The sequence below is a fragment of the Tahibacter aquaticus genome (assembly GCF_004363655.1).
GTDB classification, from domain to species: domain Bacteria; phylum Pseudomonadota; class Gammaproteobacteria; order Xanthomonadales; family Rhodanobacteraceae; genus Tahibacter; species Tahibacter aquaticus.
On sequence record NZ_SNZH01000002.1, the window covers coordinates 57,872 to 80,891 of the forward strand.

Below are 23,020 nucleotides of genomic sequence, written 5' to 3' on the forward strand. Positions count from 1 at the left end.
CCTTGACGGTGCTTGCGTATTTCGGGGGGCAAAACTGTCAGCGACGGCGATCAGGGGGCGCCATTGCCATGCAGCCCAGGCCGACAGTACGAGCGGCGGCCGCGCAGGCAATGGCGCTAGGTCGCTGCCGGCGGAAACGCCGCGAACTGGGGCGCGTCGCCGCCGATGTGGTCCCAGGGCGCCCTGGATTCCACGAAGAGGTGCATTTCGATGACGACGCCTGGGTCGCCATCGACCGAGCCCAGGGTGACGCCGTGCACGCGTTCGCCCTGCATGCCGCACAGGGTGGTGCCGCAGATACCGCAGAAGCACAACCCCCAGCCGGGCGCGGTCGTGTAGTGCCTGAGCTTGTCTTCGCCGCTTTCCCAGGTGAAGGACCCGGGCTCGACTTCGGCGTAGGCCGAGCCGGCGCCGCTGAAGGCCTTGCGGCAGCGCGAGCAATGGCAGCTGCGCGCGCCGCGCAACGGGGCGGCGATGCGGTAGCGGACGGCTGCGCAGAAGCAGCCGCCGCTCAAGGGCTCGGCTGGGTTGGGAGTATTGGTCATTCGTTTCTCTCCTCGGTGGTGTTGGGTAATGGGCGCCGGCGGCCTATTCCATTCCGTTCTTGAACAGCGTGTCGGCGCAGACATCGACCACCGTGCCGTACACGGTGTTCTGCGTGGCGTCGCAGTAGGTGTAGAAGATGCCGCCGTCGGCCATCATCGAGGTGGCGCCTGCCACCTCGTTATGGTTGTGGAATTCCGAGCCGCTCAGGATGTGGTGAATGCCGCCGGTGGGGCGGAATGAGCCGTAGTTGTAGAAGCGGGCACCGTCGGTCAGGTTGAAGATTTCCGTCGAGGTCCAGATCGCGCCCGGATACGTGGTGATGGTTCCGCCGTCGCTGTAGAAGCGGTAGCTGCTGCTGAACAGTCCTAGGTCGATGTCGACGAGGCCGATGGTGATCGTGCCGGTGTTCGTCATCTCCACGTCGTTGAGAAGAATGCCGTTGTTGTCGATGGTGCCGTTGTTGATCAGCATCGAGTTGCCGTTGCGCACGTTCTTGAGCTGGCCGTTGTTGGTGATATGGCCGTTGTTGGTCAGCGTGCGCTGGGCGTTCTCGAATATCGCATTGCGCGTCACGACCACGCTGCCGCCGGCATTCACCAGGAACGCGGCCCAGTTCCTGTAGGTCGCGCCGCTGGAGTCTTCGCCCAGGGTCAGCGTGCCGCTGACCTCGACACTGCCTGAGTTGGAGAACACGCAGCCAACACAGATCTGCAGTCGACCGGTTTCGGCGATGAGCAGGCTGCCGCCACTGTCGACCTGCACGCTGGCTCGCGGCGGTTCGGTGGTGAGCGTGACGGTATGGCCTGCGCGGATGATCGCGTCTTCGGTGGAGCCGGGCACCGCGCCGCCCCAGGTGGCCGGATCGGCCCAGTCTCCGCTCCGGACCGACTGGGCGGCATAGGTGGCGCCGGGCGCTGCACACAGCAGCAGCGTCAGTGCGCAAAGGTGTCGGATAGCGATCATGGCCAGGGATACCTCAGAAGGAGGGGGTAATCCCTTCAAACGACGTTTTTTGCCGAGTTGCGACATGCCGGCTGACCAGCCGCTGCCGACGCGGCGAGTCGCGCGTCGCCGGAGCCGTGTTGCGGCCGTCGACAGCGCATCGACGATGGCCGGGAGCCAGGCCGAGGCCGGCAACGCGTCAGGATTTTCTACGACGAGGACGTCACCCGGAGCGATTGCCCGGGCAGGTAAAATGAAGCTCATTATTTGCAAAAGAGATAATGCGGCATGACCAACTCCTGGCGGCGCAGCCCGACGAGAACGAAGGCCGCGACCAGCGCAGCAAGCGCGATCGGAGACAAGGCGGGAACCGGTACCGGCGGAGTCGTCGGTCCACCACCGCCGAACCAGCCCTGGACGTTACCGCTGCCGCCCTGGTCCACCTGCGTCGGCGCGAGGTGCTGGCCCGTCGCATGCACATCCGAAACGCCGACATTGGCGATGGCCTGCGTGCCGCCCGTGGCGAGATTGAGGAACGCCACCGTGCCGCTCGCGGTGACGTCCATCTGGATCGGCGGCCCGTTGCCGCTGATCTGCAGCGTGCCGAGCACGGACTGGGTCAGGCCCGACTCGAAGCGAAAGCGCTTGCCGCTGGCACTGACGAGCGAAAGGTTCGCGAATTGCGACGCACCGAGGATGGCACTCGCCGCGGTCAGGCCGTCGCGCAGCTGCACGCGGCGGCTGCCGGGGTCGTGTAGCCGCTAAGGCGTGCAGCCGCCATCCGTATTGACGTTGTCGAGGGTCACGTCATCGACGTCGAACGTGCTGCCGTTCGAACCCGTTTCCATCACGCCGCCGAATTCCAGCAGGCGCATATGGGCATTGGCCGCGACGCCGGTGTAGATGGTCGCCCCGTTGAGGCATACGCGCAGCGCCTTCGTGGCGCGCTCGACGATCACCTTCACGTCGAAATACGTGGCGTCCGGCCATGGCGCGCCGGTGTCGACGAAACCGCCGGCCGCGGCATCGTAGACGCGAATCGCATGCGTGCCGGGGTCGAACCTCACGTAGGTGATCGGCGGCGACAGCACTTCGTTCACCGGCTTTACGAACCAGCTCGAGCCAGTGCCGACATTGCCGATCGCCACTTTCGCGGTCGCGATCGAATACTGCGTCGCGCCTTGCGGAAAAGTGGGCGAGATCAGCGCCGTCGCGTTCTGGATCGGGTAGTTGCCGCCGTTCGACAGCACGCGCGCATGCTGCACGCCGGTCGCAGGGTTCACGTTGAAGATGCCGTTGCCCCCGAGCCAGGCGAGCTGCGGCAGGTTACCCGTCACGAACTGCGGCGGCTCGAAGCTCGTCGTCATGGTCGGCACGCCCGGCGTCACTGCCTGGTAGATGGCGCTGGTCGCCATCAGGTTGTTGCCGCCGCTGGTCTTCAGCGCGCTCGCCGCGATGGTGTGCCTGTACATGCCCATGGCGGTCGTGACGATGTCGTAGCGAAGGGTACAAGTACCGAAAGCAGGAATGGTCGCGCCGGCCGCAAAGGTCAGCGCGCGCGTGCCGGACACCGCCGTGATCGTGCCACCCGCGCAGGTCGTGCTCGCGTTCGGCGGATCGGCGAAGACCAGGCCGTTCGGCAGGTTCGTCGTCAGCGCGGCCGTCAGCGTCACCGGATCAGCGCGCGTGCTGCCGAGCGTGATCACTTCCGATGCGACCGTGCCGGTGATCGTGTTCGTCGGTTCGAACGCGGTTTCGAGCGTAATGCCGTTGCCGGTGTCGAGGTTGATCGAGTCGATCCACCAGCCGCCACCGCCATCGGCGGCAACGCTGCAGTCCGAGCCGTGGCGCCAGCGGAACGCCACGTCGTGGCCGGCCAGCGAGTTGGGCAACACGATATTGACCGCCGACGTGCCGGTGCTGCCGCTGCCGGTGTTCGTCACCCAGCCGTACGGCGCCAGGGGTTCGGCGTCGCAGTCGGTCACGCGCGCGATCGAACCGGTGAATGCACCGCTGACGAATAGCGCGCCCAGATCCTCCGCGTTGGTGAACGCGCCGCCGTCGACCGACAGTTCCAGCGTGCCGCCGTCGAGGTATTCCTCGGTGCGCACGCGATGGCGGAAGGTCAGGCGCGCGCCGGCCGCCACCGCGACGGTGGGGCTGGTCAGGAACGACTGGCCCTGGGTTTCCTGCTCGGGCACGAACAGCGCGTTGGGCGCGGTGTGCGACAGGCTCGATTGCGTGACGAAGGGAACGCCGCTGCCGACGGCCGACGTGGTCCAGCCGGCCGGCAGCGCCGGCGGCACGACGCTGTCGAAGTTCTCCGCCGGCGGGAAGCTGCCGATACCGATCGAGGCAACTGCCAGCGCCGCACTGGCCGAGGCTGCGTTGTCGCCGGCGTCGGTGCGCAGCGCGCCGGGCGCAAGGGTCTGCGTATACGTCTGCGGGTAACGCGAGCGCACGTCGGCGGTCACGCTGCAGCTGCCGTTGGCGGGAATGCGCGCGCCGGCCGCCAGCGTCACCGCCGTTCCGTCGGCGCTGGCGGTCACGGCGCCGCCGCTGCAGGTCGTCGCTGCGTTGGCGACCGGCGCCAGGAACACACCGGGCGGCAGGCGGTTGGCGAAATCGTGCGTCAGCACCGCGTCGACCGGGTTCGGGTTGGCCAGGGTCACGCTCAGCGTGCTCGTTGTCGCCGTGGTGATCGCTGCCGGCGCGAACGCATTGCTCAGCGTCGGCGGCTGACGGGTGACGGTCAATTCCAGCGGCACCGGCAAGGTCGCCGCATTGGTGGCATTGCTGCTGAGGCACAGCGTGGCGCGGTAGGTGCCGGCGGCAAGGCCGGTGGCGTCGAACGTGGCTTGTGTGGTGGTCTGGCCGGCAAAGCCGAGGGTGCCGCCGCTGCTGTTGTAGCTGATCCACGCCGGCTGCGTGCAGTCGACCGTGCCCTGGACGAACGCAGACATCGCCGTCGTGGCGGCGTCGGACTGCCAGCTGTTCGGGTCGTCCCAGGGGGCATAGCGCTGCGGCGATGCGCCGATCTGCGCATCGGCGCTGGTGCGCCACGCCCACAGCGGATTGCCGGCGCTGTTGTTGCCCAGGCCGTTGATCGTCGGCCATACCATCAGCCAGTAGCGTCCCGGCGGCAGGGCCAGCGGCGTGCCGGCCACGTTCGCGGCCGTCAGATTCAACTGCAGATTGCCGCCCGTGGTGGTGATGCCGTTGGACGTGCCGATGGTGTTCGAGTACGTCCACAGCGGCGCCGCGCCAAAGCCTTGTGGCGCACCGGCCGGCACACCGGCCGCATCGGCGTAGATGCTGAATGTCACTGCCGGCGTGTTGGCCGTCGTCAGCGCGGTGTTCGGCAAGACGAAGCCGTTGGCGCGCAGCGTAGTGACATGCGTCAGTGCCGCCACATCGAAGTTCTGCGCCCAGTAGTCACCGCGCGCACTGCCGTTGTAGAAACCGGCCTGCTGGCCGTTGCCGCTGCTGGCCGTGTTGAGCGGCGTGACCTGGGCGCTGCCGCTATCGACGATGCTCCAGTTCAGGCTGGGGTTGCCGCTGTTGCGGATCGTCAGCGTCCTTGTCTCGGTCAGCTGAGTGCTGGCGCTGAGTGCCGTCGGCGCGACCTCGATGACCGGTCCGCCCGGGCGGATCGCCACCGGCAGATGCAGCACCGGTTCGGCCGGGCTCGACGGCGTCAGCACGATTTCGCCGAGCGACCATTGCGCTTCGGGCAGCAGCTGGCTTTGCACGCTGATGGTCAGCGTGCCCGTGCCTGCGCTGGCGACGGTGAAGCTGGCCGGCGTCGCCGCCAGCGCATTGCCGGAAAATCCATTTGTCGTCACGGTATACGTTTGTGCACCGGCCAGGGCGCGGCGCAGCGTGCGCGTGAAGGTGCAGGTGCCCACGCAGGTAGCGCTGGCCAGGCTGGGCAGGTTCAGATGGGCGAGGTTGCCGCCAGTGGCAGGGTTTGCCGCGAGGAAGTTGGCACCGCTTTCGTCGAGCACCAGCCCGGCCTTGGCCGCCGCCGCCAGGTCGACACGGCCGGCGCCGCGGTCCCACAGATCGCTGGGCTGGCCGTTCGACTTGACCACGCCACTGGTCCTGGCGGTCAGCATCAGTGCCGATTTGATCTGCATCGGCGACCAGCCGGGCTGCAGCGCGCGCAGCAGCAAGGCAGCACCGGCCATATGCGGACTCGACATCGAGGTGCCGTTTTCCAGCGCGGTCGCGCTGGGATCGGGCGTGGACGTCACATGGGCCTGGTAGGCGGCGAGGATGTCGACGCCGGGCGCGGTGATGTCGGGTTTCACCAGCCACTGGTTGTTCGCCAGCGCACGCGGGCCGCGCGAACTGAAATCGGCGACGACGTCGCCCGTGCCCGCGTAGGTGCGCGCTGGCCGCGTGATGGAAACCGTGCGCGTGGCCGGATCGAGCGCAGAAAAATTATCCCAATGGGCACGCCGCATCGACCAGGCATTGCCGGCCGCGCCGAGGTTGATATAGGCCGGGTCGACGAAGATCACGCCGACGGCGCCGGCTGCGACGGCGTTGGCCTGGCGTTCGCCGCTGCCGCAGGCGCTGTTGTTCTGGTCGAGATTGAGCACGGCGATGGCGCCGACCGGCGGCGGCGTTCCCGGCGCATCGAAGCCGTCGGCGAAAACACGGTCGGCCGGTGGCGCATACGGCCGCGTAAAGGTGCCTGCCGGGAACGCACCGGCCGACGTGCAGCCGTCGTTATTGCCGTTGGCGAAGCCGGGGCTTTGCACAATGGGAACGGTGTACAAATCGGCGGACTGGATCGGCGGTGCACCGGGGCGCAGCGGAATGTTCTGCGTATTCGCCGGTGGCGTGCCGGGGCCGGTCGCGTCGAGATTGAAGCCGAGTACGCGGTCGTGGGTCGACGCGGCCACCGTCTGCACCCAGGGCTCCTGGTGATCGGAGGTGCCGGCTGCCGGGCCACTGTTGCCGGCCGAAGCGACGACGAGAATGCCGGCGTTGTGCGCACCGAGGAAAGCGACGGAATTGGCGTCGGTCCAGGGCGAGGAGCCGCCGCTGATGGAGAAATTCATCACGTCGACGATGCCGTCGGCAACCACCTGGTTGGCCGCCTGGGTGATGGCCGAGCTGGGACAGGAACCGACACAGACCTTGAACGCAACGATGTTGGCGTGCGGTGCGACACCGGAGATCGCGAAGGTGCCGCCACCGAACGGCGCGTTCCAGCTGTTGCCGGCGACGGTGCTCGCCGTATGCGAGCCGTGGCCGTCATCGTCGGTCGCGCTGCGCGTCGGCGCGGTCGAGGTGAAGTTGTACATGCCGATCAGCTTGTCGTTGCAGCGGCCCAGATCGGCGTTCGGCGGTGTGCTGCCGCACAGGCCGAGGTAGTTGCCCGGCCCCAGCGGATTGACATGGACATAGCCGTCGAGCGGGCCGGTCGCGGCGAAGGCAGGACTCTGCCAGTTGATGCCGCTGTCGAGCACGGCCGCGACCACGCCTTCGCCCTTGCTGGCGACACCGCTGGCGCTGCCGTTCCAGATCGATGCCGCACCGATGAAAGCAGGGCCGCGATCGGTCAGCAGTTCCAGCTGGTGTTCGCGCTCCACCAGCATCACGTCGCTACGCTGCGCGATCTGCTGCGCTTCGGCGCTGCTGAGGTCGAGGATCAGCGCGTTGACCGCGTGACGCAACTGCACATCGGCTGACAGCACGCGGCCGGCGATGCGGGACGCGTCGGCGAGAAACGCCTGCTGCCGGCGTTCGAGCAGGCCCAGATAGGCCTGCGCCGCTGCCGACTGCAAATCGGCCCGGCCCGCCTGCGCGCCGGACGCCGCCCGCGGCAAGCCGGGATAGCCGGCGAGACTGCCGTCGTACGAGGCCAGCGCAGCGTCCTTGAGCACCACGGTATGGCGCGTGCGCTGCAGCGACGACGGTGCATCCCGCAACACCGGGCGCACGCCGCCGCCGGTATCCTGTCGTGCTGCCGCCGCGGTTTTTGCTTCGCCCGCGGCTTGCGCCGCCAGCGGCGGCGGGCTGGACGAGGCGCCGGCAAGACCCGACCACAGCGTAAGGGCGAGCGCGCCGGCCAGCGGCGTCAGCGAAGACTTCATGCGGTATTCCCCTGAGTGACACATTGGCGGCCGGCCGTCGCGCACGACGGCCGGCTGGTCGTTTGCGAAGCGGCGATTGGCGGGGAAACCCATCAGTCGGCTGTCAGGACAACCTGGCTGCCCCGGCACCGCAGCTGGCAAACTGGGGCATGCACCCGACCCGCCCGCCCCGCCACTACCTCGTCATCGATTTCGAAGCCACCTGCTGCGACCGCGGCAGCGTGCCGCGGGAACAGATGGAGATCATCGAGATCGGCGCCGTGATGGCCGACGCCGCCACGTTGGCAGCCGTCGATGAATTCCAGACCTTCATCCGCCCGCTGCGCCATCCGCAGCTGACGCCGTTCTGCCGTTCGCTGACATCGATAGATCAGCACGATGTCGATGGCGCGCCGACCTTTGTCGAAGCTCTGCCGGCGTTCAAGCGCTGGCTGTCTCGCTACAGCGATGTCGTGTTCTGTTCCTGGGGCGACTACGACAAGCGCCAGCTGCAGCAGGATTGCGACTTCCATGGCGTGCCCAACCCGATCGGCGCGCCCCATGCCAACGTCAAGCGCCTGTTCGCGCAGCGCCAGCAACGGGCCAAGAAACCGGGCCTGGGCGAAGCCGTACAGATGGCCGGTCTCGCGTTTGCCGGCACGCATCACCGCGGTATCGACGATGCGCGCAATATCGTGCGGCTGCTGCCTTATGTCTTCGGCACGGCGCAGCTGCAATAGGCTGACGGAGTGCGGTTGCCGCTGCGAAAGCCGGCGGCAGAGCGAGCCTGCCCAGGGGAAAACGCCGAAGCGCTGCCTTGTGGCGCCCGCCCCCTCAGACCACTTCCCACGAGCCGTTTCGCGCAGCGCCCCTGCGACGCGTCCTTCGGCCTGGCGCTTTTTCAGCCTCACGCGATCGAACGTTCGCCGAGGCCGATGCCTGCTGCAACTGGACCACTATGAATTTCATAATCTGGGACTGATTGCAGGCCAGTTGCCTGACTAAGCTGCCCACGCCGACTACCTGTAACGGATCGACGAGGAAGTTGCGATGAAACGTTCCGACCTGGCCCAACTGCTGTTGCTCGCCGCACTCTGGGGCGGCTCTTATCTGTTCATGCGCCTGGGCGCGGGCGAGTTCGGCGCGTTTGCGCTGGCCGGCGTGCGCGCGATCTGCGCCAGCGTGCTGATGGTGCCCTTGCTCGCACTGCGTGGCGGATTCGGCGACTGGCGGCGCTACTGGAAAGAAATCATCGTGGTCGGACTGACCAATTCGGCGCTGCCGTTCGTCTTGTTCAGCTTTGCCGCGCTGAGCATCAGCGCTGGACTGTCGGCCATTTTCAATGCGGCCATGCCCTTGTTCGCCGCGGTCATTGCCTGGGCCTGGCTGAAGGAGAAACTCACGCCGGCGCAGGCACTGGGCCTGGCCGTCGGCTTCGTCGGCGTGATCGCGCTGGTGGTCGACAAGGCTGGCTTCAAGCCGGGCGCCGGCCGGGTTGGCTGGGCCATCGCTGCCTGCCTTGCGGCAACCTTGCTTTATGCATTTTCAGCCAATTTCAGCAAACGCCACCTGGGCCGGGCCACGCCGCTGGCGATATCCAGCGGCAGCCATCTGGTTTCGGCGCTGGTATTGCTGCTGCCGACGCTCTGGCTATGGCCAGCAGCGGCGCCATCGTCCAAGGCCTGGCTCGCTGCATTGGCCCTGGCCGTGGGCTCCACCGCAATCGCCTACCTGCTCTACTACCGCCTGATCGCCGCCATCGGCGCCGCGCGTACGGTCAGCGTGGCTTATCTGATTCCCCTGTTCGGCGTGCTCTGGGGCTGGTTGTTCCTGGGCGAGTCCGTCAGCGGCGCGATGGCGCTGGGCGGTGTGGTGATTCTGCTGGGCGTCGCGTTGACGACCGGCCTGGTTCGGCCGCCGCGGCGCAGGGCGCTCGCTGTGCTGAGCGGTTGATCGGCCTATCCGTTCCACGATCGGGTCGGGTCGTCGTCCGATCTATGCCACAGCGCCCAGCGGACGCAGATCGCGCCGGCGCAGCGCCCGCAGCTGCAGCGCAAGACCGATCAGGAACAGCAGGAATACGCCGCCGATCAAGGCCTGCAGGTTGGCCGCTTCCGGACTGGCGGCCCAGGGCGCTCCGGCCGGCAGGCGCGTCAGGGTTTCGGTGAAACCCGGGATCATGTGGAAAAAGAAGGTTGTGGAATAGGAAATAACGCCGACATAGCGGGCGATGCGGCCGGGCCGGCGTTCCGCACCATAAGCCGCGCCGAGTACGACCAGGGTCAGTACGCCCAGGGCATGCGGCTTGCCGAAGCCGCCGTGCTTGAACAGGAAGAAGCCGGTGATGCAGGTAAGCACCGTCAGCACCACGTAGAGCAGGCCGCTGCGCGTGCGCGTACCGATTTCGCCGTACTGCCAGAATGCGGCAATGCCGAAACCGACGGCGATCAGGCCGATGAGCGTGTGTACGATGCCAATGGTGGACAGGCCGAGCATGGACGACTCCCGCGATGGCTGATGCCGGTATTCCGGCTGGCTGGGTTATGCGGCGGTTTACGACGGCCATGCCGCCGGGTCTGCAGCAGCGTCTTAGGGCTGACAGCACGTCATGCGATCCACTGTTGCCCGATCGCCCTGGCGGCTCTGCCCTGCCCCTGCCGAATGGCGCTTGAGCGCGCACGGTGCCGGCGGCATCGTGCTGCTGCCGCCGGTGCAATGCGCGTGCGTAAACCGTTCCCGTAGATGGACAAATGCCATGAACCCCGAAGCCACCGCAATACCCGAACAGGTAGTTCGACGCGGCGAATACTGCATCAGCGCGGACCGCAGCGCTGTCGATATTGCCGCTACCCATGCCTATCTGAGCCAGTCCTACTGGGCGCGTGGCATTCCCCTCGCAACGGTGGCGCGGTCGATTGAGAATTCGCTGTGTTTTTCGCTGCACGACGGCAGGCACAACCAGGTCGGCTTCGCCCGCGTCGTCACCGACTACGCCACCTTTGCCTATCTTTGCGATGTCTACGTGCTGCCCGAGCACGGCGGCCACGGCCTGGGCAAATGGCTGATGCAGACCCTGATGGACTGGCCCAGCCTGCACGGCCTGCGCCGCTTCCTGCTGGCGACGCGGGATGCGCATGGGCTTTACGCGCAGTACGGCTTCACCCCGCTCGGCGCGCCGGAACGGCTGATGGAAGTGTTGCAGCCGGATATCTATACGCGGCCAGCGACGGCGGGCTAGGACACGGCAGCGCCCAGCCGGAAGATCGGCAGGTAGAGCGCGAACAGGCTGCCTCCGATCAGCAGGCCGCTGAGCAACAGGGCGAAAAGCAGCGCAGCCGTTCCGCTACGGGCGGGATTCGGCCAGGCCAGCCAGATCGCCGGCACGATGAATACGCAGAGGAAAAGACCGGGGTAGTAGCCGACCAGCCAGCGCGTGAGATGGGGCAGATCTACCCCGAACGCCTGATGCATGGCCTGAAACTGGGGCACGGCAAAGAAGACAGCCGCCGCGGCGATCAGCACCAGGCTGATGCCGATGGACAGCATCACGACGTTGCCGGTGTCGCTGCGTGCGCCGTCATGGCCGCGGGCGCGCGCGGCGGTAGCCTGCCGGGTATTCATGTCTCGGCCTTGTCGGATCGCGCATGGCTTTCCAGCGCGCTTGCAATCCGCTCCAGCTGCGTGTTTTGCGCCTGCAGCAGGATGTTTTGCTGGGCTGCCAGTTCCAGTGCCTGGGACTGCGGCGATTTCTTGCTGCGCAGCCAATGCAGCAGAAAACCCAGGAACGTCGAAAACACGAGGAACGGTATCCATTGCAGCAAATGCTCGATCAGGCCGGGGCCGCTTCGCTGCGCCGGTGCCGCACGCGGCGGCGATGCGCTGATCACGCTCACCTCCTGAGCGACATAGTCGCTCAGCGGGTGCAGCGGCACGCTGTCGAGGCGGAAGGCGACGGTCTTGCCGGGCGGCACGACGATGTCGAAGAACGACTCGGTCGCACTGTCGATCAGCTGCTTGTCGGCGCCGAAATAGCGCACCTCGATGACCACGTCCTCGAGACAGGCCGCCGAGGTGTTCTTCAGCGATACCAGGGTCGCCAGTACCGTCGCTTCGCCGCGTTGTACGCGTTCCAACCGGGGATCGACCACGCTGAGGTCAGCGGCGCCAGCCTGCAGCGGCCCGGCCGGCGGCTGGCCGCAGGCCATCGCGGCCGACGTGCCCAGCAGCAACCACAGCAGCACAGAACGCAGAATCATCCAACCGTCTCCCCAGGGGTCGCCATGACCCATTCTCCGCCATCGGCGGCAATCGCGTCCTGCAGCGCGGGCTGCAAAACGAACAGTGCCGGCTCCAGCCGATTACGACTGGCGGATTTTCGCGGCGGCTACGGTCGTTTCGCGGCGTTGGCGCCGCACTGGCCGGCGGCAACTTCAGCGTCTGCGTCACGTCGCAGGTCATCGCGGCATGACCTGCGAGGTCATGGTTTTGCGGGAAGGGCGGACGTAAAGTCGGCGCACTTCGCCCCTGCACGTGCCGCACCGTGAATCGCATCGCTGCCAACGCTGTTGCTCCGCTGCCGGTCGGCCAGCTGCTGCGCGAATGGCGCACGGCGCGGCGACTGAGCCAGCTCGATCTGGCCCTGGATGCACATGTCTCGGCACGCCATCTGAGCTGCGTGGAAACCGGCCGTGCCGCGGCCAGCCGCGAGCTGATCGCGCGCCTGGCCGATGCGCTGGACATGCCTTTGCGCGAGCGCAATGCCTTGCTCGTCGCCGCGGGTTTTGCGCCGCGCTATGCCGAATCGGCACTGGCTATGCCAGCGATGGCCCAGGTGCGCCGCGCGATCGAGGCCATGCTGGCGCAGCAGGAACCGTATCCGGCCTTTCTGCTCAACCGGCACTGGGATGTACTGGCGGCGAACCGCGCCGCATTGCGTTGCAACCGCTTTGCCCTGGGCGGCCGCGACAGCCGGCACAGCAACATGTTGCGCATGATCTTCGACCCGCAGGATCTGCGCCCCGCCGTGGCCAATTGGGAAGAAGTGGCCGGCACGCTGATCCGTCACCTGCATAACGAAGTGGCGGCCGTGCCGTCGGACTTCACCGCGCGCGCGCTGCTCGACGAAGTGCTGGCCTATCCGGACGTGCCGGCGCGCTGGCGCCGGCGCGAGCTGGATGTCGCGGCGCAGCCGTTGCTGACCACGGTATTGCGTAACGGCTCGCGCGAACTCAGTTTCTTTTCCACCATCACGACCTTCGGCACACCACGCGACATCACCGTGGACGAGCTGCATATCGAATGCAATTTCCCGGTCGACGAGGCGACGGCGCAGCTCTGCCGCGAATTGGCCCAGGCCGACCCCGGCGCGTGACGCGGCCACGCTGCAGCGCGCTTTCGCCACGCTGAAAATACCGCCCGCAATCCGCCACAACTGATCAGCAAGCCGGCCCGAGTCGCGCGCAACACCGGCCGCGGCCTGCGCTGCAATGGTGTTGCGCCTGGGGAAGGCGCCAACCCTTCGTGTTTCCTTCGCTGGTCCTGGAGAAACTTCCGTGTCTCATCCTTCGTCGCGTCTGTCGCAGACGGTGCGCGTGTTCGTGAATCGTCGTACGGTCCTGTTGGCTGCTTTGCTGGCCGGCGGCTATGCCTTGTACGCATACCCGCCGACGGAAAGCGTCGGTCACGGCGAACTCGGCGTAAGGATCAACCGCTGGACCGGCACGACGACGGCGACCGGCGAAGGCGCAGTGCTGATGATTCCCGGCCTGCACGAGTTGCGCCGCTATCCGCTGCACGACCGCCTGTACAAGCCCGAGCGCAGCGCCAAGGCCGACGGGCCGGCGCCGTTCCAGTCCATCGAAGGTCTGTCGCTGGGGGTGGAACTGGCGATCCGCTATGCGCTGGACGAAAGCAAGACCGATGCGATTTCACGCACCCTGCCGGAACAGATCGACAGCGAGCGGCTGGAGCCGGCCGTGCAGGGCGTGATCTACAAGATTTTCGCGCGCTATACCGTGCGCGAGATTTTTTCCAGCAAGCGCCAGGAATTACAAGACGTGCTGGAAGCCGAACTCAAGCCGCGCCTGGCCGCCGACGGCATCGTGCTGCGCTCGGTGCTGATGGGCAATGTCGATCTGCCGTCGGACTACCGCGCCGGCATGGACAAGCTGCTCGCGGTGGAGCTGGAAACCGAGAAGATGAAATACACGCTGGATCTGAAGGAAAAACAGGTCAAGGAAGCCGAACTGGTCGGCAATGCGGAAAAAGTCACGCGGGAAAAAGCCGCCGAAGCCGCCGCCTCGGAACAGGTGATTGCGGCCAAGGCGCAGGAAGAAGCGATGAAACATGTGCTGCCGTTCAAGCAGAAGCAGATCGAGCAGCGTCAGCTGGAAGCGGAAGCCGAGAAAGCCTCGCGCATCAAGATCGCCGAAGCCTCGGCCGAGGCGCGTCGCATCGAGGCAGCCGGCGAAGCCGATTCTCGCACCAGGCTGGCCGAAGCCGATGCGTTCCGGCTGGAGCGCCTGGGCAAGGTGGCCAGCGAGCAGATGCAGCGCGACGGCGAACTGATCACCCGACATCCGCTGCTGATCCAGAAGACGCTGGCCGACAAGTTGTCGGACAAGGTGTCGGTGATCATCGCCCCGCCGCCGGCCGACGGCGGCTTCATCGGCAATACCCTGCTGGGCACGACGGTGGCGCAGCACAGCGCGCCGGCCAACAACAACTGAAACGCGGGCAGGCCGACGCCATGAAACTGTATTTTGCCGCACTGTTGTTTTTTATTACCGGCACCACCCAGGCGCAGGATACCGCGCTCGCCACGGCCATCGTGACCCAGGACCAGATCGCGCTGCGCGCCGCGCCAAAGGAATCGGCGCGGCAGCAGGCCGTGCTGTGGCAGGGCGATACGCTGGAGATCCGCGGCCAGCGCCAGGACTACCTGCAGGTCTACGACTACCGGCGCGAACGCGGCGGTTTCGTCCGCGCCAGCCAGGTGCGGCGCATTTCGCTGCAGCCGGAAGCGGCCGGCGAACTGCTGGCCGTGGTGCGCTTCCTGCGCGACACGCCCGGCGCCGAGGCGCTGGGCCTGGCCTATGTCGCCGCCTACCTCAAGGCGGCGCCGGGGCAAAGCATCGGCAGCGAGGCGTTCTTCGCCCTGGGCACCATGGCCGAGCGCCTGGCCCGGCGCGCTTCCTCGCGCCATGCCAAGGCCGACGATGCGGTGATTGCCGCGCATCTGGAAGTGGCCGCCAGCCTCGGCGTGACGATGACGAGTTTCGAGCGCGACGGCCGCATGCAGCTGTGCTACGACGGCGAAGCCTATCGCCGCGTACTGGCCCTGCCCGCAGCGGCGGAAGAACGCGCCCGCGCCGCACTCGGCCTGACCCGGCCCGAATGCATCCCGCCCGAACTGACGCCGCAGGCGCGTTACGAACACGACAGCTGGCGCATCGACGTGCTTGCCCGCGTACCGCGCGAGGCGCTGCCGGAACACCTGCGCAACCGCCTGCGTCTGCGCAGCGCCGGTGTCCAGGCCAGCTTTGCCTTCCAGCGCGCACGCCGCGGTGAAGCCGCCGCGGAAGCCATGGCGCTGGCGCTGCAGGAACTGGCTGCTGTCAACAAAATGGAATTGGCAGAAGAAGATACGAATGCCTATAGCGACGCCGCCGTGCGTGTCGGCGCCTCGCGCTGGAGTGCCGAGCCGCCTGCTCCGGTCCGCGACAAGGGCTTGCGCGTGGAAACCAGCGCGGGCGATCCGGGCCAGACCTGTATTGCCCTGGTCGATGCACAGCACGATGCTGCCCATGCGCTCGCGCGACGCTGTACCTATGGCCTGGTCTGGACCGCTTCGGCAGCCAGCAATGCGGCCGGCAGCGTGCTCGCGCTGGCCGTGCAGCCGCTGGACAGCTGGCGCGAGCTGTGGATATTCCAGCAGGGCAGCGACGGCTGGCGCATCGACGTGCTGCCGCCGAACCTGGACAGCCCGGAACTGGGCTATATCGAATTCGCCGGCTGGGTACCGGGCAAGGCGCAGATGCTGGCCGCACGGGAAACGCGGGTCGACGGCCGCTTCCGACGCAGCTTCGAAGTGATCGACCTGGCCACCCTGGCGGTGGACAAGCAGGTCGACAATCCTTCGTCGCTGAGCGTGTTCTATCGCTCGCAGGATGCAGCCTGGAAACGCCAGAGCGTGGCGATACGCTGAGCGGCCGGCGCCAGCCGGCCAGGCAGTGATTCCGCCGTTCGCCGAACGCTTTCGGCAAACGGTGGAATCTGCACGCCGACAACAGTTACTTCAGCGACGGCAGTGCCTTCGCCGCCGCCTGCACCTGGGCAAATTCCAGGCCGAAGCGCTTGAGGTATTTGCGCAGGCGGTCCGCATCGTTGCTCGACGTGCGCTTCTCGCGGCTGGCCTGGAACAAGGTGCGTCCGGCGTCGCTGGCGCTGCGCGCGGCGGCGCAGACACGCAGCACCTCGCACAGCTGCACGCGATCGAAACGATCGATTTCCCCGATAGCGTCGCCAAGCACCGCCTGCAGCAGGCTGTCGTGGCCATTGCCGGCAACACCGCGGCGCGAATGACCCCAGAGCCGGCCCAGGCGCGCCGTCTCTTCGTCGACCACTTCGACGGTGATACGGCCCTGGCTGGCCAGGGTGGCCATGCGCGTGACCGAGGCGCCCAGATCGCGGAAATTGCCCGGCCAGGTCGCGTCCACGCTCATGGCGAAGCGCAGGTAGCGCTCGCGCGCCTCGCGGTTGAAGGTGATGCGTTCGCTGTTGAGGCGGGCGAAGCGCTCCAGTTCGAAATCGAGGTTCGGCTCAATGTCTTCGGCGCGCTCCTTCAGGCCGGGCAGATAAAATGTCCACAAATTCAGGCGTGCGTACAGGTCTTCGCGGAAACGGCCCTGCAGCACGGCTTCGGCCAGGTCGCGATTGGTGCCGGCGATCAGCTGGAAATCGCTGCTGACTTCGCGGTCGCCACCCAGTGGCGGGAAGCGCTTGTCCTCGATCGCGCGCAGCAGCATGGCCTGTTCGTCCAGGCCCAGCTCGCCGATTTCATCGAGAAACAGCAGGCCGCCATCGGCACTCTTGAGCAGGCCGGCGCGCTCGCCCTGGGCGCCGGTGAACGCGCCGCGCACGTGGCCGAACAGGGCGCTGCCGGCGCCGTCGCCACGCAGGGTGGCGCAGTTCACTTCGACGAAACGGCCCTTGAGGTCGTGCCGGCTGCGTTTCAGCTCGAACAGGTTGCGCGCGAGCATGCTCTTGCCCGCGCCGGTCGGGCCCAGCAGCAGCATCGGCGCACGCGAACGCACGGCGACGCGTTCGATCTGTTCGATCATGCGGTTGAAGGCCGGGCTGAGCGTGGCGATACCGCTCTTGAGAAAACTCGCCGTATCGGCGCGTTCGCGGGCGAAACGCTGGGCGATGCGGTCGTAGCGGGCCAGGTCCAGGTCGATGACGGCGTAGCTGCCGCAGTCGCCGGTGCGCTGCTTGGGCGGCGGCGAGGTCTGTAGCAGGCGCGCCGGGAAGAAGCGCGCCTCGGTCAGCAGGAACCAGCAGATCTGCGCCACGTGCGTGCCGGTGGAAATGTGTACGAGATAGTCTTCGCGCTCGACATCGAACGGATAGCTGCGCGCGAACTCGTGCAGCGCGGCGAATACCTGTTCGAAATCCCAGGGGTCGGCCAGGTGGAAATCGTGGATCTGGACCTGGGTTTCCGGACTGACCTGGGCCAAGTCGTGGCGCAAGGTAGCGGCAAGCTTGGTGAAGCGCCGCTCGTCCAGCAGCAATTCCAGGCGGGCGACGGCGAGGTCTTCGTACATGCCGATGGCCACGGTAGGGCGCCAGCGTTCCCAGCGTGCAGGCCCTGTAGCCGCATCCAGCACCGTGCCGACGAAGCCGATCACGACCAGCGGTTTGATCTGCATGTCCCTGTCCCAGATATTATCCCACCGGATAATACACGAGCCGATCAGCTCGGCAAGCGCGACCGTAGAAAATTCGGGTGAATTTTCAATGCATTGATTATCAATAAAATAGTTGCGAAAAGCAGGCTTGGCACGACCCTTGATATAGCAACCTGGCGCCGGGATGGCCTCGCCGAGGCTGGAGGGCGGCGACTGCGGACTGCGATGCTCCTCTCATCGGATCGGCAGACGCCAACTCGCCCAGCGGGGCCATGACCTGGCCCTGGCGCAGCGGCAAGAAAATGGGAAATGGCCGCAGCGAATAGGCGTTGCGGCCGCACAGGACACACGGTTTGAACGCGGCAGCGAATGCCGGCAGGACTACATGGGATTCAGCGCCGCAAGGCATGCGGGGTGAAAGTCCTCGCCGCAGCGCAGGCTGCGTGGCGGAACACAGACGCACTGAATGTCCCGCCTTGGTGCGGGGTTGTCTTGCCATCCTCGTCACTGGCGCGTTCATTGTTTGCAAGGGAAATGATCACGGCGAATGGACGCCGTGATCGCATAGAACACGGAGTTTGGACACGGCTGCGAATGCCGGCAGGACTACATCGGATTCAGCGCCGAAAGGCATGCGGGGTGAAAGTCCTCGCCGCAGCGCAAGCTGCGTGGCGGAATACAGACGCACTGAATGCAGTCTTTCCACGACCTCGTCGCAGCGTGTCCATTCGGACGAAGAGGCCCCGTCCCAAATAGGGCCTCGCCAACCGTCACACCGAAACCCGCGGCCTTGCCGCAAGCGGCGAATGTCTGTTGCGACTACATCTCCAAAATCGATGTCGCCACACCGTTGTTCGTTGTCGCCGCTTGCTGCAGTGCCGCGAATGCATGCCGGTCTACAGGATTGCGAGGGGCGCGGGTTCGAATCCCGCCGGAGCGAACATGGCGTGGAAAATACGCCATCGAACCGTAGCTCAGCGCGTTAGAGCATCGTACGTGACTGGCACCACCTTGTCGTTTCACTGCATCTGACCAAGAGTTGAAAGAAATCATGAGCACCCAACTGCATCACACCCTGCACGCTGACGGCGGCGTGCCGATCAAGGCCTGGATCGAAGGCGTTCCGCTGGATGAAGGCGCGCGCCGGCAGCTGGGCAACATGGCCAAGCTGTCCATCGTCGGCCCCTGGATCGCCGTCATGCCCGACGTACACCTGGGCATAGGCGCCACCGTCGGCTCGGTCGTTCCCACCGAAGGCGCGATCATTCCGGCCGCGGTCGGCGTGGATATCGGCTGCGGCATGATGGCCTACCAGACCACCCTGCAGGCCAGCCAGCTGCCCGACAATCTGTTTGGTATCCGTAGCGACGTGGAACGCGCCGTTCCGCACGGTTTCGTCACGGTGGACGGGCGCAGCGCCAAGGGCAACTGGATCGTCGCACCGAATTCCGCCACCACGCGCTGGCGAGGCCTGGAACAGCGCTACCGTTCCCTGGTCGAACGCCATCCGCGTATTTCGCACAAGTCGCCCTTGAGCCAGCTTGGCTCGCTCGGTGGCGGCAATCACTTCATCGAACTGTGCCTGGACGAAAACGACCAGGTATGGGTAATGCTGCACTCGGGCTCGCGCGGTGTCGGCAACGGTATCGGCCAGTATTTCATCGAGCGAGCGCGCAACGAGATGCAGCGCCAGCAGGCCAACCTGCCGGATCGCGACCTCGCCTACCTCAGCGAAGGCAGCGTGCTGTTCGACGACTATGTGGAAGCCGTGGGCTGGGCGCAGGAATACGCGGCAGAAAACCGCCAGCAGATGATGGAAACCGTATTAGGCGTACTGCGCAAACAGTTGCCCAGCTTCCAGCTCACGCGAATGGCGATCAACTGTCACCACAACTACGTACAACGCGAGACGCATTTCGGACGCGAACTGCTGATCACGCGCAAGGGCGCGGTGAGTGCGCGCAAGGACCAGCTGGGCATCATCCCCGGCAGCATGGGCGCAAAGAGCTTCATTGTGCGCGGCCTGGGCAACGAGGAAAGCTTCTGTTCCTGTTCGCACGGCGCCGGCCGCGTGATGAGCCGTACCGAAGCCAAGAAGCGCATCACCCTGGGCGAACACCGCGCGGCCACGGCGCATGTGGAATGCCGCAAGGATGCGGACGTGGTCGACGAATCGCCGGCCGCGTACAAGCCGATCGACCAGGTGATGGCGGCGCAGCGCGATCTGGTGGAGATCGTGCACACCCTGCGCCAGGTGGTTTGCGTCAAGGGTTGAAGGGGCAGGTGCATGCGCAGCGATATGCACGAGGCATTGATTGAACGGCCGCGGTGCCGCTTGCGCCGCAAGACGCACCGCGGCAACAAGCCACGCCTGCACGAATGGGCCGGCGAAGACAGTTTTGGCGGCAACTACCGGCCCAAACGTCATCGCACGAAATATTTCGACGATCTCATTTCGCCGCTGCGTCGCTGGCTGCAGGCCCAGGCCGGCCCACCCTGGGACAAGGTATGGAGTGAACTTAGTGCCAGCATCGATGCACGTACCACGGTCGGCCAGCATCTGCTCGACCATGTACGCCGGGAAGTCACGCTGCATTGCGACTACGACCTGAAGCAACGTTGCGCCGTCGAGCGGCTGCGGCCGAATCACCGCACGCGGCAGCCGCACGTGGTCACCGGGTTGTACGTGGATCCGCGCAATGGACTGCTGCGCTGGAAAGGTCCGCATTCGATCCGGCCTGTGCGTGACGGCAGCCCGACAGAGCGTGGCGATGTGGTTGCGGTGAAGGGGAACGCGGTTTGCGTCAAGCTGAAAGGCAACTGGTTCGATGCCGACATCCGCGTGCTGCCGTGGGACGCAAAAAGCAAGACAGCGTTCGACCTGCAATGGCAAGGCCAGCGCTGGATCGTGCTGCGCAAGCGCAGCCTGAACTCGAACGAATTGCGTGACTATGGATTGAAAAACGACGTCGACGCCTGAGGATCATCATCCCGGGCAGGGAGGACCGGAATGAACACGAAAAAGGATTCGGAATTACTGCTGGACGGCTCCCAGGGCGAGGGAGGCGGACAGATTCTGCGCAGCGCACTGGCCTTGTCCATGCTGAGTGGACGGCCGTTCCGGCTGACAAAAATTCGCGCCGGCCGCAGCAAGCCGGGTTTGATGCGCCAGCACCTGGCCTGCGTGCGCGCTGCGGCGCTGGTCGGCAATGCGCAGGTCGAAGGCGCCGAGATCGGCTCCACCGAAATCGGCTTCCGCCCCGGCACCATCCGCGGCGGCCAGTTCGAATTCAAGGTCGGCAGTGCCGGCAGCACCATGCTGGTTTTGCAGACCGTCTTGCCCGCCTTGCTGCGCGCCGATGCGCCCAGCCGCATCAGCATCGAAGGCGGTACGCACAACATGTTGGCGCCAACCAGCGACTTCATCGCCGACGCATTCCTGCCGCTGCTGGCGCGCATGGGTGCGCAGGTGCAGATGACGGTGGAGCGGCACGGCTTCTTTCCGGCCGGCGGCGGACTGGTACACGTCGAGGTGCGTCCCGGCCCGCTGCAGCCCTTGCACCTGCACGAGCGCGGCGCGAGCACCGGCCTGGAAGCGATCGCGCTGCTGCGCAGCCTGCCCCAGCATATCGGCGAACGCGAACTGGAAATCGCGGCGCGGCGGTTGCCGCTGACGGCATCGGCGCGGCGCGATCTGTCCGCCGGCTTCGGTCCGGGCAACGCGCTGGTGCTCAAGGCCAGCTATGCCAATGTGACCGAAATCGTGGTCGGCCTGGGCGAACATGGGCTCAGCGCCGAAAGCGTTGCCGAGAACGCGTGCCGCGAGCTGCGCAGCTATCTTGCCCATGGCGCGCCGGTCGGCGAACACCTGTCCGACCAGTTGCTGTTGCCGCTGCTGCTCGCCGGCGGCGGCAGCTTCGTCACCGGCAGGCCCAGCTCGCACCTGGAAACCAATGTGGCGGTGATCCATGCCTTCGGCGCCGCCCAGGTGAGCATCGCGCCGGACCAGGGCAATCCGCAACAGCACTTTCGCGTCAGCCTGGAAACCTGATGCGCCACCATCGGCGTACCTGAAACGGACGGCCCGGCCTGCCAACGCAGGTGCGGGCCGTCCGTTTCCGCCGCACAGGTCGGTATCGCGCCTGCGGCAACCGCGCCGTACGGCAACAATTCCATTCGTATGCATTACTCCGCGGGGCCTGCATGCTGCTCACCCTAAGCACCACTCACCAGCCGGCGACCGATCTGGGCTACTTGCTGGCCAAGCATCCCGATCGCCTGCAGCGTTTCGGCCTGTCCTTCGGCCAGGCCTGTGTTTTCTACAGCGAGGCCAGTGCACAGCGCTGCACGGCCGTGCTGATGCTGGATATCGATCCGGTCGGCCTGGTGCACGGCAACGGCGAGAACAGCGCCGGGCCTCTGGCGCGTGCGCCAGTTCGCCCTGTACGGCGAAACCGACGAATTCGGCCTGCCCGTGCGCTATGACTGGGCCAGCGACTATCGCGGCAGTGCCGTGGTGGTCTACGGCCACACGCCGGTGCCCGAGCCGGAATGGATCAAGCGCACGGTCTGCATCGATACCGGTTGCGTCTTCAGCGGCCGCCTCACCGCCTTGCGCTATCCGGAAAAGCAATTCGTCAGCGTGCCAGCGGCACAGGTCTACTACGCACCGGTCAAGCCGTTCGCTGGCGATGCGCCCGTGACGGCGGTGGCACGCGATGCGCAGATGCTCGACTTCGCCGACGTCAGCGGCAAGCGGGTGATAGACACGCGCGTACTCCATCGCGTCACCGTGCGCGAGGAAAACGCCGTGGCCGCGCTGGAAGTGATGAGCCGCTTCGCCACCGATCCGCGCTGGCTGGTCTACCTGCCGCCGACCATGGCGCCGCCGGAAACCGCTGCCGACGGCGAGCTGCTGGAACGGCCGCAGGAGGCGATTGCCGCCTTCCGCCATACCGGCGTGGCCGAGCTGGTCGCCGAAGAAAAGCACATGGGATCGCGCGCCTTGCCGCGGCCGATGCAGCCCCGATCCGCGTCACTGCGCACCGCTACATCGATCTGTCCGACGAGGCCAGCGCCGCCGCCGCCGTGGCATGGTGGGAACAGCTCACCGCGACAGGCGGCGAAGGCATGGTGCTGAAGCCGGCCGAAGGCCTGGCCCGCGGGCCGCGCGGACTGGCGCAGCCGGCGCTCAAATGCCGTGGCCGCGAATACCTGCGCCTCATCTACGGGCCCGAATACACCGCGCCGGAAAACCTTGCGCGCCTGCGCCAGCGCCGCGTGCGCGGCAAGCAGAGCCTGGCCCTGCGCGAATTCGCCCTGGGCCTGGAAGCGCTGTACCGCTTCGTCGAGCACGAGCCGCTGTACCGCGTGCACGAATGCGTGTTCGGCGTGCTGGCGCTGGAGAGCGAGCCCATGGATGCGAGTCTGTAGCCTGGCCCGATAGCCGCCGCGGAGCGGCTGTCGGCTATGCCGGCCATGCCCGCGCCAGCTCGCCGCGGGCATGGCCTATGCGCGATTTCTGCATTGCCGGGC

20 protein-coding genes are annotated in these 23,020 nt (G+C 66.4%); 12 read left to right on the plus strand and 8 right to left on the minus strand.

The genetic code is table 11. The features are described 5' to 3' along the window. Positions 1-116: 116 nt before the first annotated feature. The 4 genes from DFR29_RS03145 to DFR29_RS03160 form a co-directional block, all read right to left on the minus strand. On the minus strand, positions 117-545 hold the full coding sequence (locus DFR29_RS03145; RefSeq protein WP_133817118.1) for a GFA family protein: 429 nt from the start codon (positions 543-545) through the stop codon (positions 117-119). A 43-nt stretch (positions 546-588) separates the two neighbouring features. Further along, a complete protein-coding gene (locus tag DFR29_RS03150; RefSeq protein WP_133817119.1) occupies positions 589-1,509 on the minus strand; it encodes a hypothetical protein in 921 nt (306 codons plus the stop codon). Between the two features lie 242 nt (positions 1,510-1,751). Further along, positions 1,752-2,222: a hypothetical protein gene (locus DFR29_RS03155; protein ID WP_133817120.1), complete on the minus strand. Its 471-nt coding sequence runs from the start codon at positions 2,220-2,222 to the stop codon at positions 1,752-1,754. 27 nt (positions 2,223-2,249) lie between these two features. After that, the gene (locus tag DFR29_RS03160) at positions 2,250-7,598 is read right to left on the minus strand and encodes a S8 family serine peptidase (RefSeq protein ID WP_166653844.1); all 5,349 of its coding nucleotides are present in this window, start codon (positions 7,596-7,598) and stop codon (positions 2,250-2,252) included. A gap of 149 nt (positions 7,599-7,747) precedes the next feature. On the opposite strand from DFR29_RS03160, the gene DFR29_RS03165 reads away from it, so the two are divergent. Both DFR29_RS03165 and DFR29_RS03170 read left to right on the plus strand, forming a co-directional pair. Further along, positions 7,748-8,317 carry a 3'-5' exonuclease gene (locus DFR29_RS03165; RefSeq protein ID WP_133817122.1) on the plus strand — a complete coding sequence of 190 codons (570 nt, stop codon included), beginning with the start codon at positions 7,748-7,750 and terminating at the stop codon, positions 8,315-8,317. 310 nt (positions 8,318-8,627) lie between these two features. Further along, entirely contained in the window at positions 8,628-9,530 is a 903-nt protein-coding gene (locus DFR29_RS03170; protein WP_133817123.1) for a DMT family transporter, read from the plus strand. Positions 9,531-9,572: 42 nt separating this feature from the next. Here the strand turns inward: DFR29_RS03170 and DFR29_RS03175 are convergent, their stop codons facing one another. Next, positions 9,573-10,073: a DUF2306 domain-containing protein gene (locus DFR29_RS03175; RefSeq protein WP_133817124.1), complete on the minus strand. Its 501-nt coding sequence runs from the start codon at positions 10,071-10,073 to the stop codon at positions 9,573-9,575. A 259-nt stretch (positions 10,074-10,332) separates the two neighbouring features. Between DFR29_RS03175 and DFR29_RS03180 the strand changes: the two genes are divergently transcribed. Further along, complete coding sequence (locus DFR29_RS03180; RefSeq protein WP_133817125.1) at positions 10,333-10,815, plus strand: GNAT family N-acetyltransferase; 483 nt, start codon at positions 10,333-10,335, stop codon at positions 10,813-10,815. Here the strand turns inward: DFR29_RS03180 and DFR29_RS03185 are convergent. Then, positions 10,812-11,198 carry a hypothetical protein gene (locus DFR29_RS03185; protein ID WP_133817126.1) on the minus strand — a complete coding sequence of 129 codons (387 nt, stop codon included), beginning with the start codon at positions 11,196-11,198 and terminating at the stop codon, positions 10,812-10,814. The two genes, DFR29_RS03180 and DFR29_RS03185, sit on opposite strands and share 4 nt — an antisense overlap. Then, the gene (locus DFR29_RS03190; protein ID WP_133817127.1) at positions 11,195-11,833 is read right to left on the minus strand and encodes a hypothetical protein; all 639 of its coding nucleotides are present in this window, start codon (positions 11,831-11,833) and stop codon (positions 11,195-11,197) included. The genes DFR29_RS03185 and DFR29_RS03190 overlap by 4 nt, the downstream gene beginning before the upstream one ends. Positions 11,834-12,117: 284 nt before the next feature. Here DFR29_RS03190 and DFR29_RS03195 point away from each other — a divergent pair, with 284 nt between their 5' ends. The 3 genes from DFR29_RS03195 to DFR29_RS03205 all read left to right on the plus strand — a co-directional run bounded on the left by DFR29_RS03195 (position 12,118) and on the right by DFR29_RS03205 (position 15,783). Next, a complete protein-coding gene (locus DFR29_RS03195) occupies positions 12,118-12,948 on the plus strand; it encodes a helix-turn-helix domain-containing protein (protein WP_243745944.1) in 831 nt (276 codons plus the stop codon). Positions 12,949-13,129: 181 nt separating this feature from the next. After that, positions 13,130-14,305 (plus strand): SPFH domain-containing protein, encoded by a 1,176-nt coding sequence (locus DFR29_RS03200; protein WP_243745945.1) that lies wholly within the window; start codon positions 13,130-13,132, stop codon positions 14,303-14,305. A 20-nt stretch (positions 14,306-14,325) separates the two neighbouring features. Continuing rightward, positions 14,326-15,783: an SH3 domain-containing protein gene (locus tag DFR29_RS03205; RefSeq protein WP_243745946.1), complete on the plus strand. Its 1,458-nt coding sequence runs from the start codon at positions 14,326-14,328 to the stop codon at positions 15,781-15,783. An 85-nt stretch (positions 15,784-15,868) separates the two neighbouring features. On the opposite strand, the gene rtcR is transcribed toward DFR29_RS03205, so the two are convergent. Further along, the gene (gene rtcR / locus DFR29_RS03210; protein ID WP_166653845.1) at positions 15,869-17,506 is read right to left on the minus strand and encodes an RNA repair transcriptional activator RtcR; all 1,638 of its coding nucleotides are present in this window, start codon (positions 17,504-17,506) and stop codon (positions 15,869-15,871) included. Between the two features lie 1,030 nt (positions 17,507-18,536). On the opposite strand from rtcR, the gene DFR29_RS03215 reads away from it, so the two are divergent. From DFR29_RS03215 to DFR29_RS29900, 6 genes are all read left to right on the plus strand, one after another. Next, on the plus strand, positions 18,537-19,760 hold the full coding sequence (locus tag DFR29_RS03215) for an RtcB family protein (RefSeq protein WP_133817129.1): 1,224 nt from the start codon (positions 18,537-18,539) through the stop codon (positions 19,758-19,760). Between the two features lie 12 nt (positions 19,761-19,772). Next, positions 19,773-20,465 (plus strand): hypothetical protein, encoded by a 693-nt coding sequence (locus DFR29_RS03220; protein WP_133817130.1) that lies wholly within the window; start codon positions 19,773-19,775, stop codon positions 20,463-20,465. Positions 20,466-20,495: 30 nt separating this feature from the next. After that, positions 20,496-21,536: an RNA 3'-terminal phosphate cyclase gene (gene rtcA, locus DFR29_RS03225; protein ID WP_133817131.1), complete on the plus strand. Its 1,041-nt coding sequence runs from the start codon at positions 20,496-20,498 to the stop codon at positions 21,534-21,536. Positions 21,537-21,688: 152 nt separating this feature from the next. Next, complete coding sequence (locus DFR29_RS03230; RefSeq protein ID WP_133817132.1) at positions 21,689-21,970, plus strand: hypothetical protein; 282 nt, start codon at positions 21,689-21,691, stop codon at positions 21,968-21,970. Continuing rightward, a complete protein-coding gene (locus DFR29_RS29895) occupies positions 21,912-22,625 on the plus strand; it encodes a hypothetical protein (RefSeq protein WP_243745947.1) in 714 nt (237 codons plus the stop codon). Before DFR29_RS03230 ends, DFR29_RS29895 begins: the two co-directional genes overlap by 59 nt. Next, complete coding sequence (locus tag DFR29_RS29900) at positions 22,538-22,918, plus strand: hypothetical protein (RefSeq protein ID WP_341829846.1); 381 nt, start codon at positions 22,538-22,540, stop codon at positions 22,916-22,918. Before DFR29_RS29895 ends, DFR29_RS29900 begins: the two co-directional genes overlap by 88 nt. Positions 22,919-23,020 lie beyond the last annotated feature (102 nt).

Bases quoted from the DNA above. Each gene is read 5' to 3' on its own strand.
- DFR29_RS03145 (WP_133817118.1), bottom strand. From the start codon at position 545: ATGACCAATACTCCCAACCCAGCCGAGCCCTTGAGCGGCGGCTGCTTC.
- DFR29_RS03150 (WP_133817119.1), bottom strand. From the start codon at position 1,509: ATGATCGCTATCCGACACCTTTGCGCACTGACGCTGCTGCTGTGTGCA.
- DFR29_RS03160 (WP_166653844.1), bottom strand. From the start codon at position 7,598: ATGAAGTCTTCGCTGACGCCGCTGGCCGGCGCGCTCGCCCTTACGCTG.
- DFR29_RS03165 (WP_133817122.1), top strand. From the start codon at position 7,748: ATGCACCCGACCCGCCCGCCCCGCCACTACCTCGTCATCGATTTCGAA.
- DFR29_RS03170 (WP_133817123.1), top strand. From the start codon at position 8,628: ATGAAACGTTCCGACCTGGCCCAACTGCTGTTGCTCGCCGCACTCTGG.
- DFR29_RS03175 (WP_133817124.1), bottom strand. From the start codon at position 10,073: ATGCTCGGCCTGTCCACCATTGGCATCGTACACACGCTCATCGGCCTG.
- DFR29_RS03180 (WP_133817125.1), top strand. From the start codon at position 10,333: ATGAACCCCGAAGCCACCGCAATACCCGAACAGGTAGTTCGACGCGGC.
- DFR29_RS03185 (WP_133817126.1), bottom strand. From the start codon at position 11,198: ATGAATACCCGGCAGGCTACCGCCGCGCGCGCCCGCGGCCATGACGGC.
- DFR29_RS03190 (WP_133817127.1), bottom strand. From the start codon at position 11,833: ATGATTCTGCGTTCTGTGCTGCTGTGGTTGCTGCTGGGCACGTCGGCC.
- DFR29_RS03205 (WP_243745946.1), top strand. From the start codon at position 14,326: ATGAAACTGTATTTTGCCGCACTGTTGTTTTTTATTACCGGCACCACC.
- rtcR (WP_166653845.1), bottom strand. From the start codon at position 17,506: ATGCAGATCAAACCGCTGGTCGTGATCGGCTTCGTCGGCACGGTGCTG.
- DFR29_RS03215 (WP_133817129.1), top strand. From the start codon at position 18,537: ATGAGCACCCAACTGCATCACACCCTGCACGCTGACGGCGGCGTGCCG.
- DFR29_RS03220 (WP_133817130.1), top strand. From the start codon at position 19,773: ATGCGCAGCGATATGCACGAGGCATTGATTGAACGGCCGCGGTGCCGC.
- rtcA (WP_133817131.1), top strand. From the start codon at position 20,496: ATGAACACGAAAAAGGATTCGGAATTACTGCTGGACGGCTCCCAGGGC.
- DFR29_RS03230 (WP_133817132.1), top strand. From the start codon at position 21,689: ATGCTGCTCACCCTAAGCACCACTCACCAGCCGGCGACCGATCTGGGC.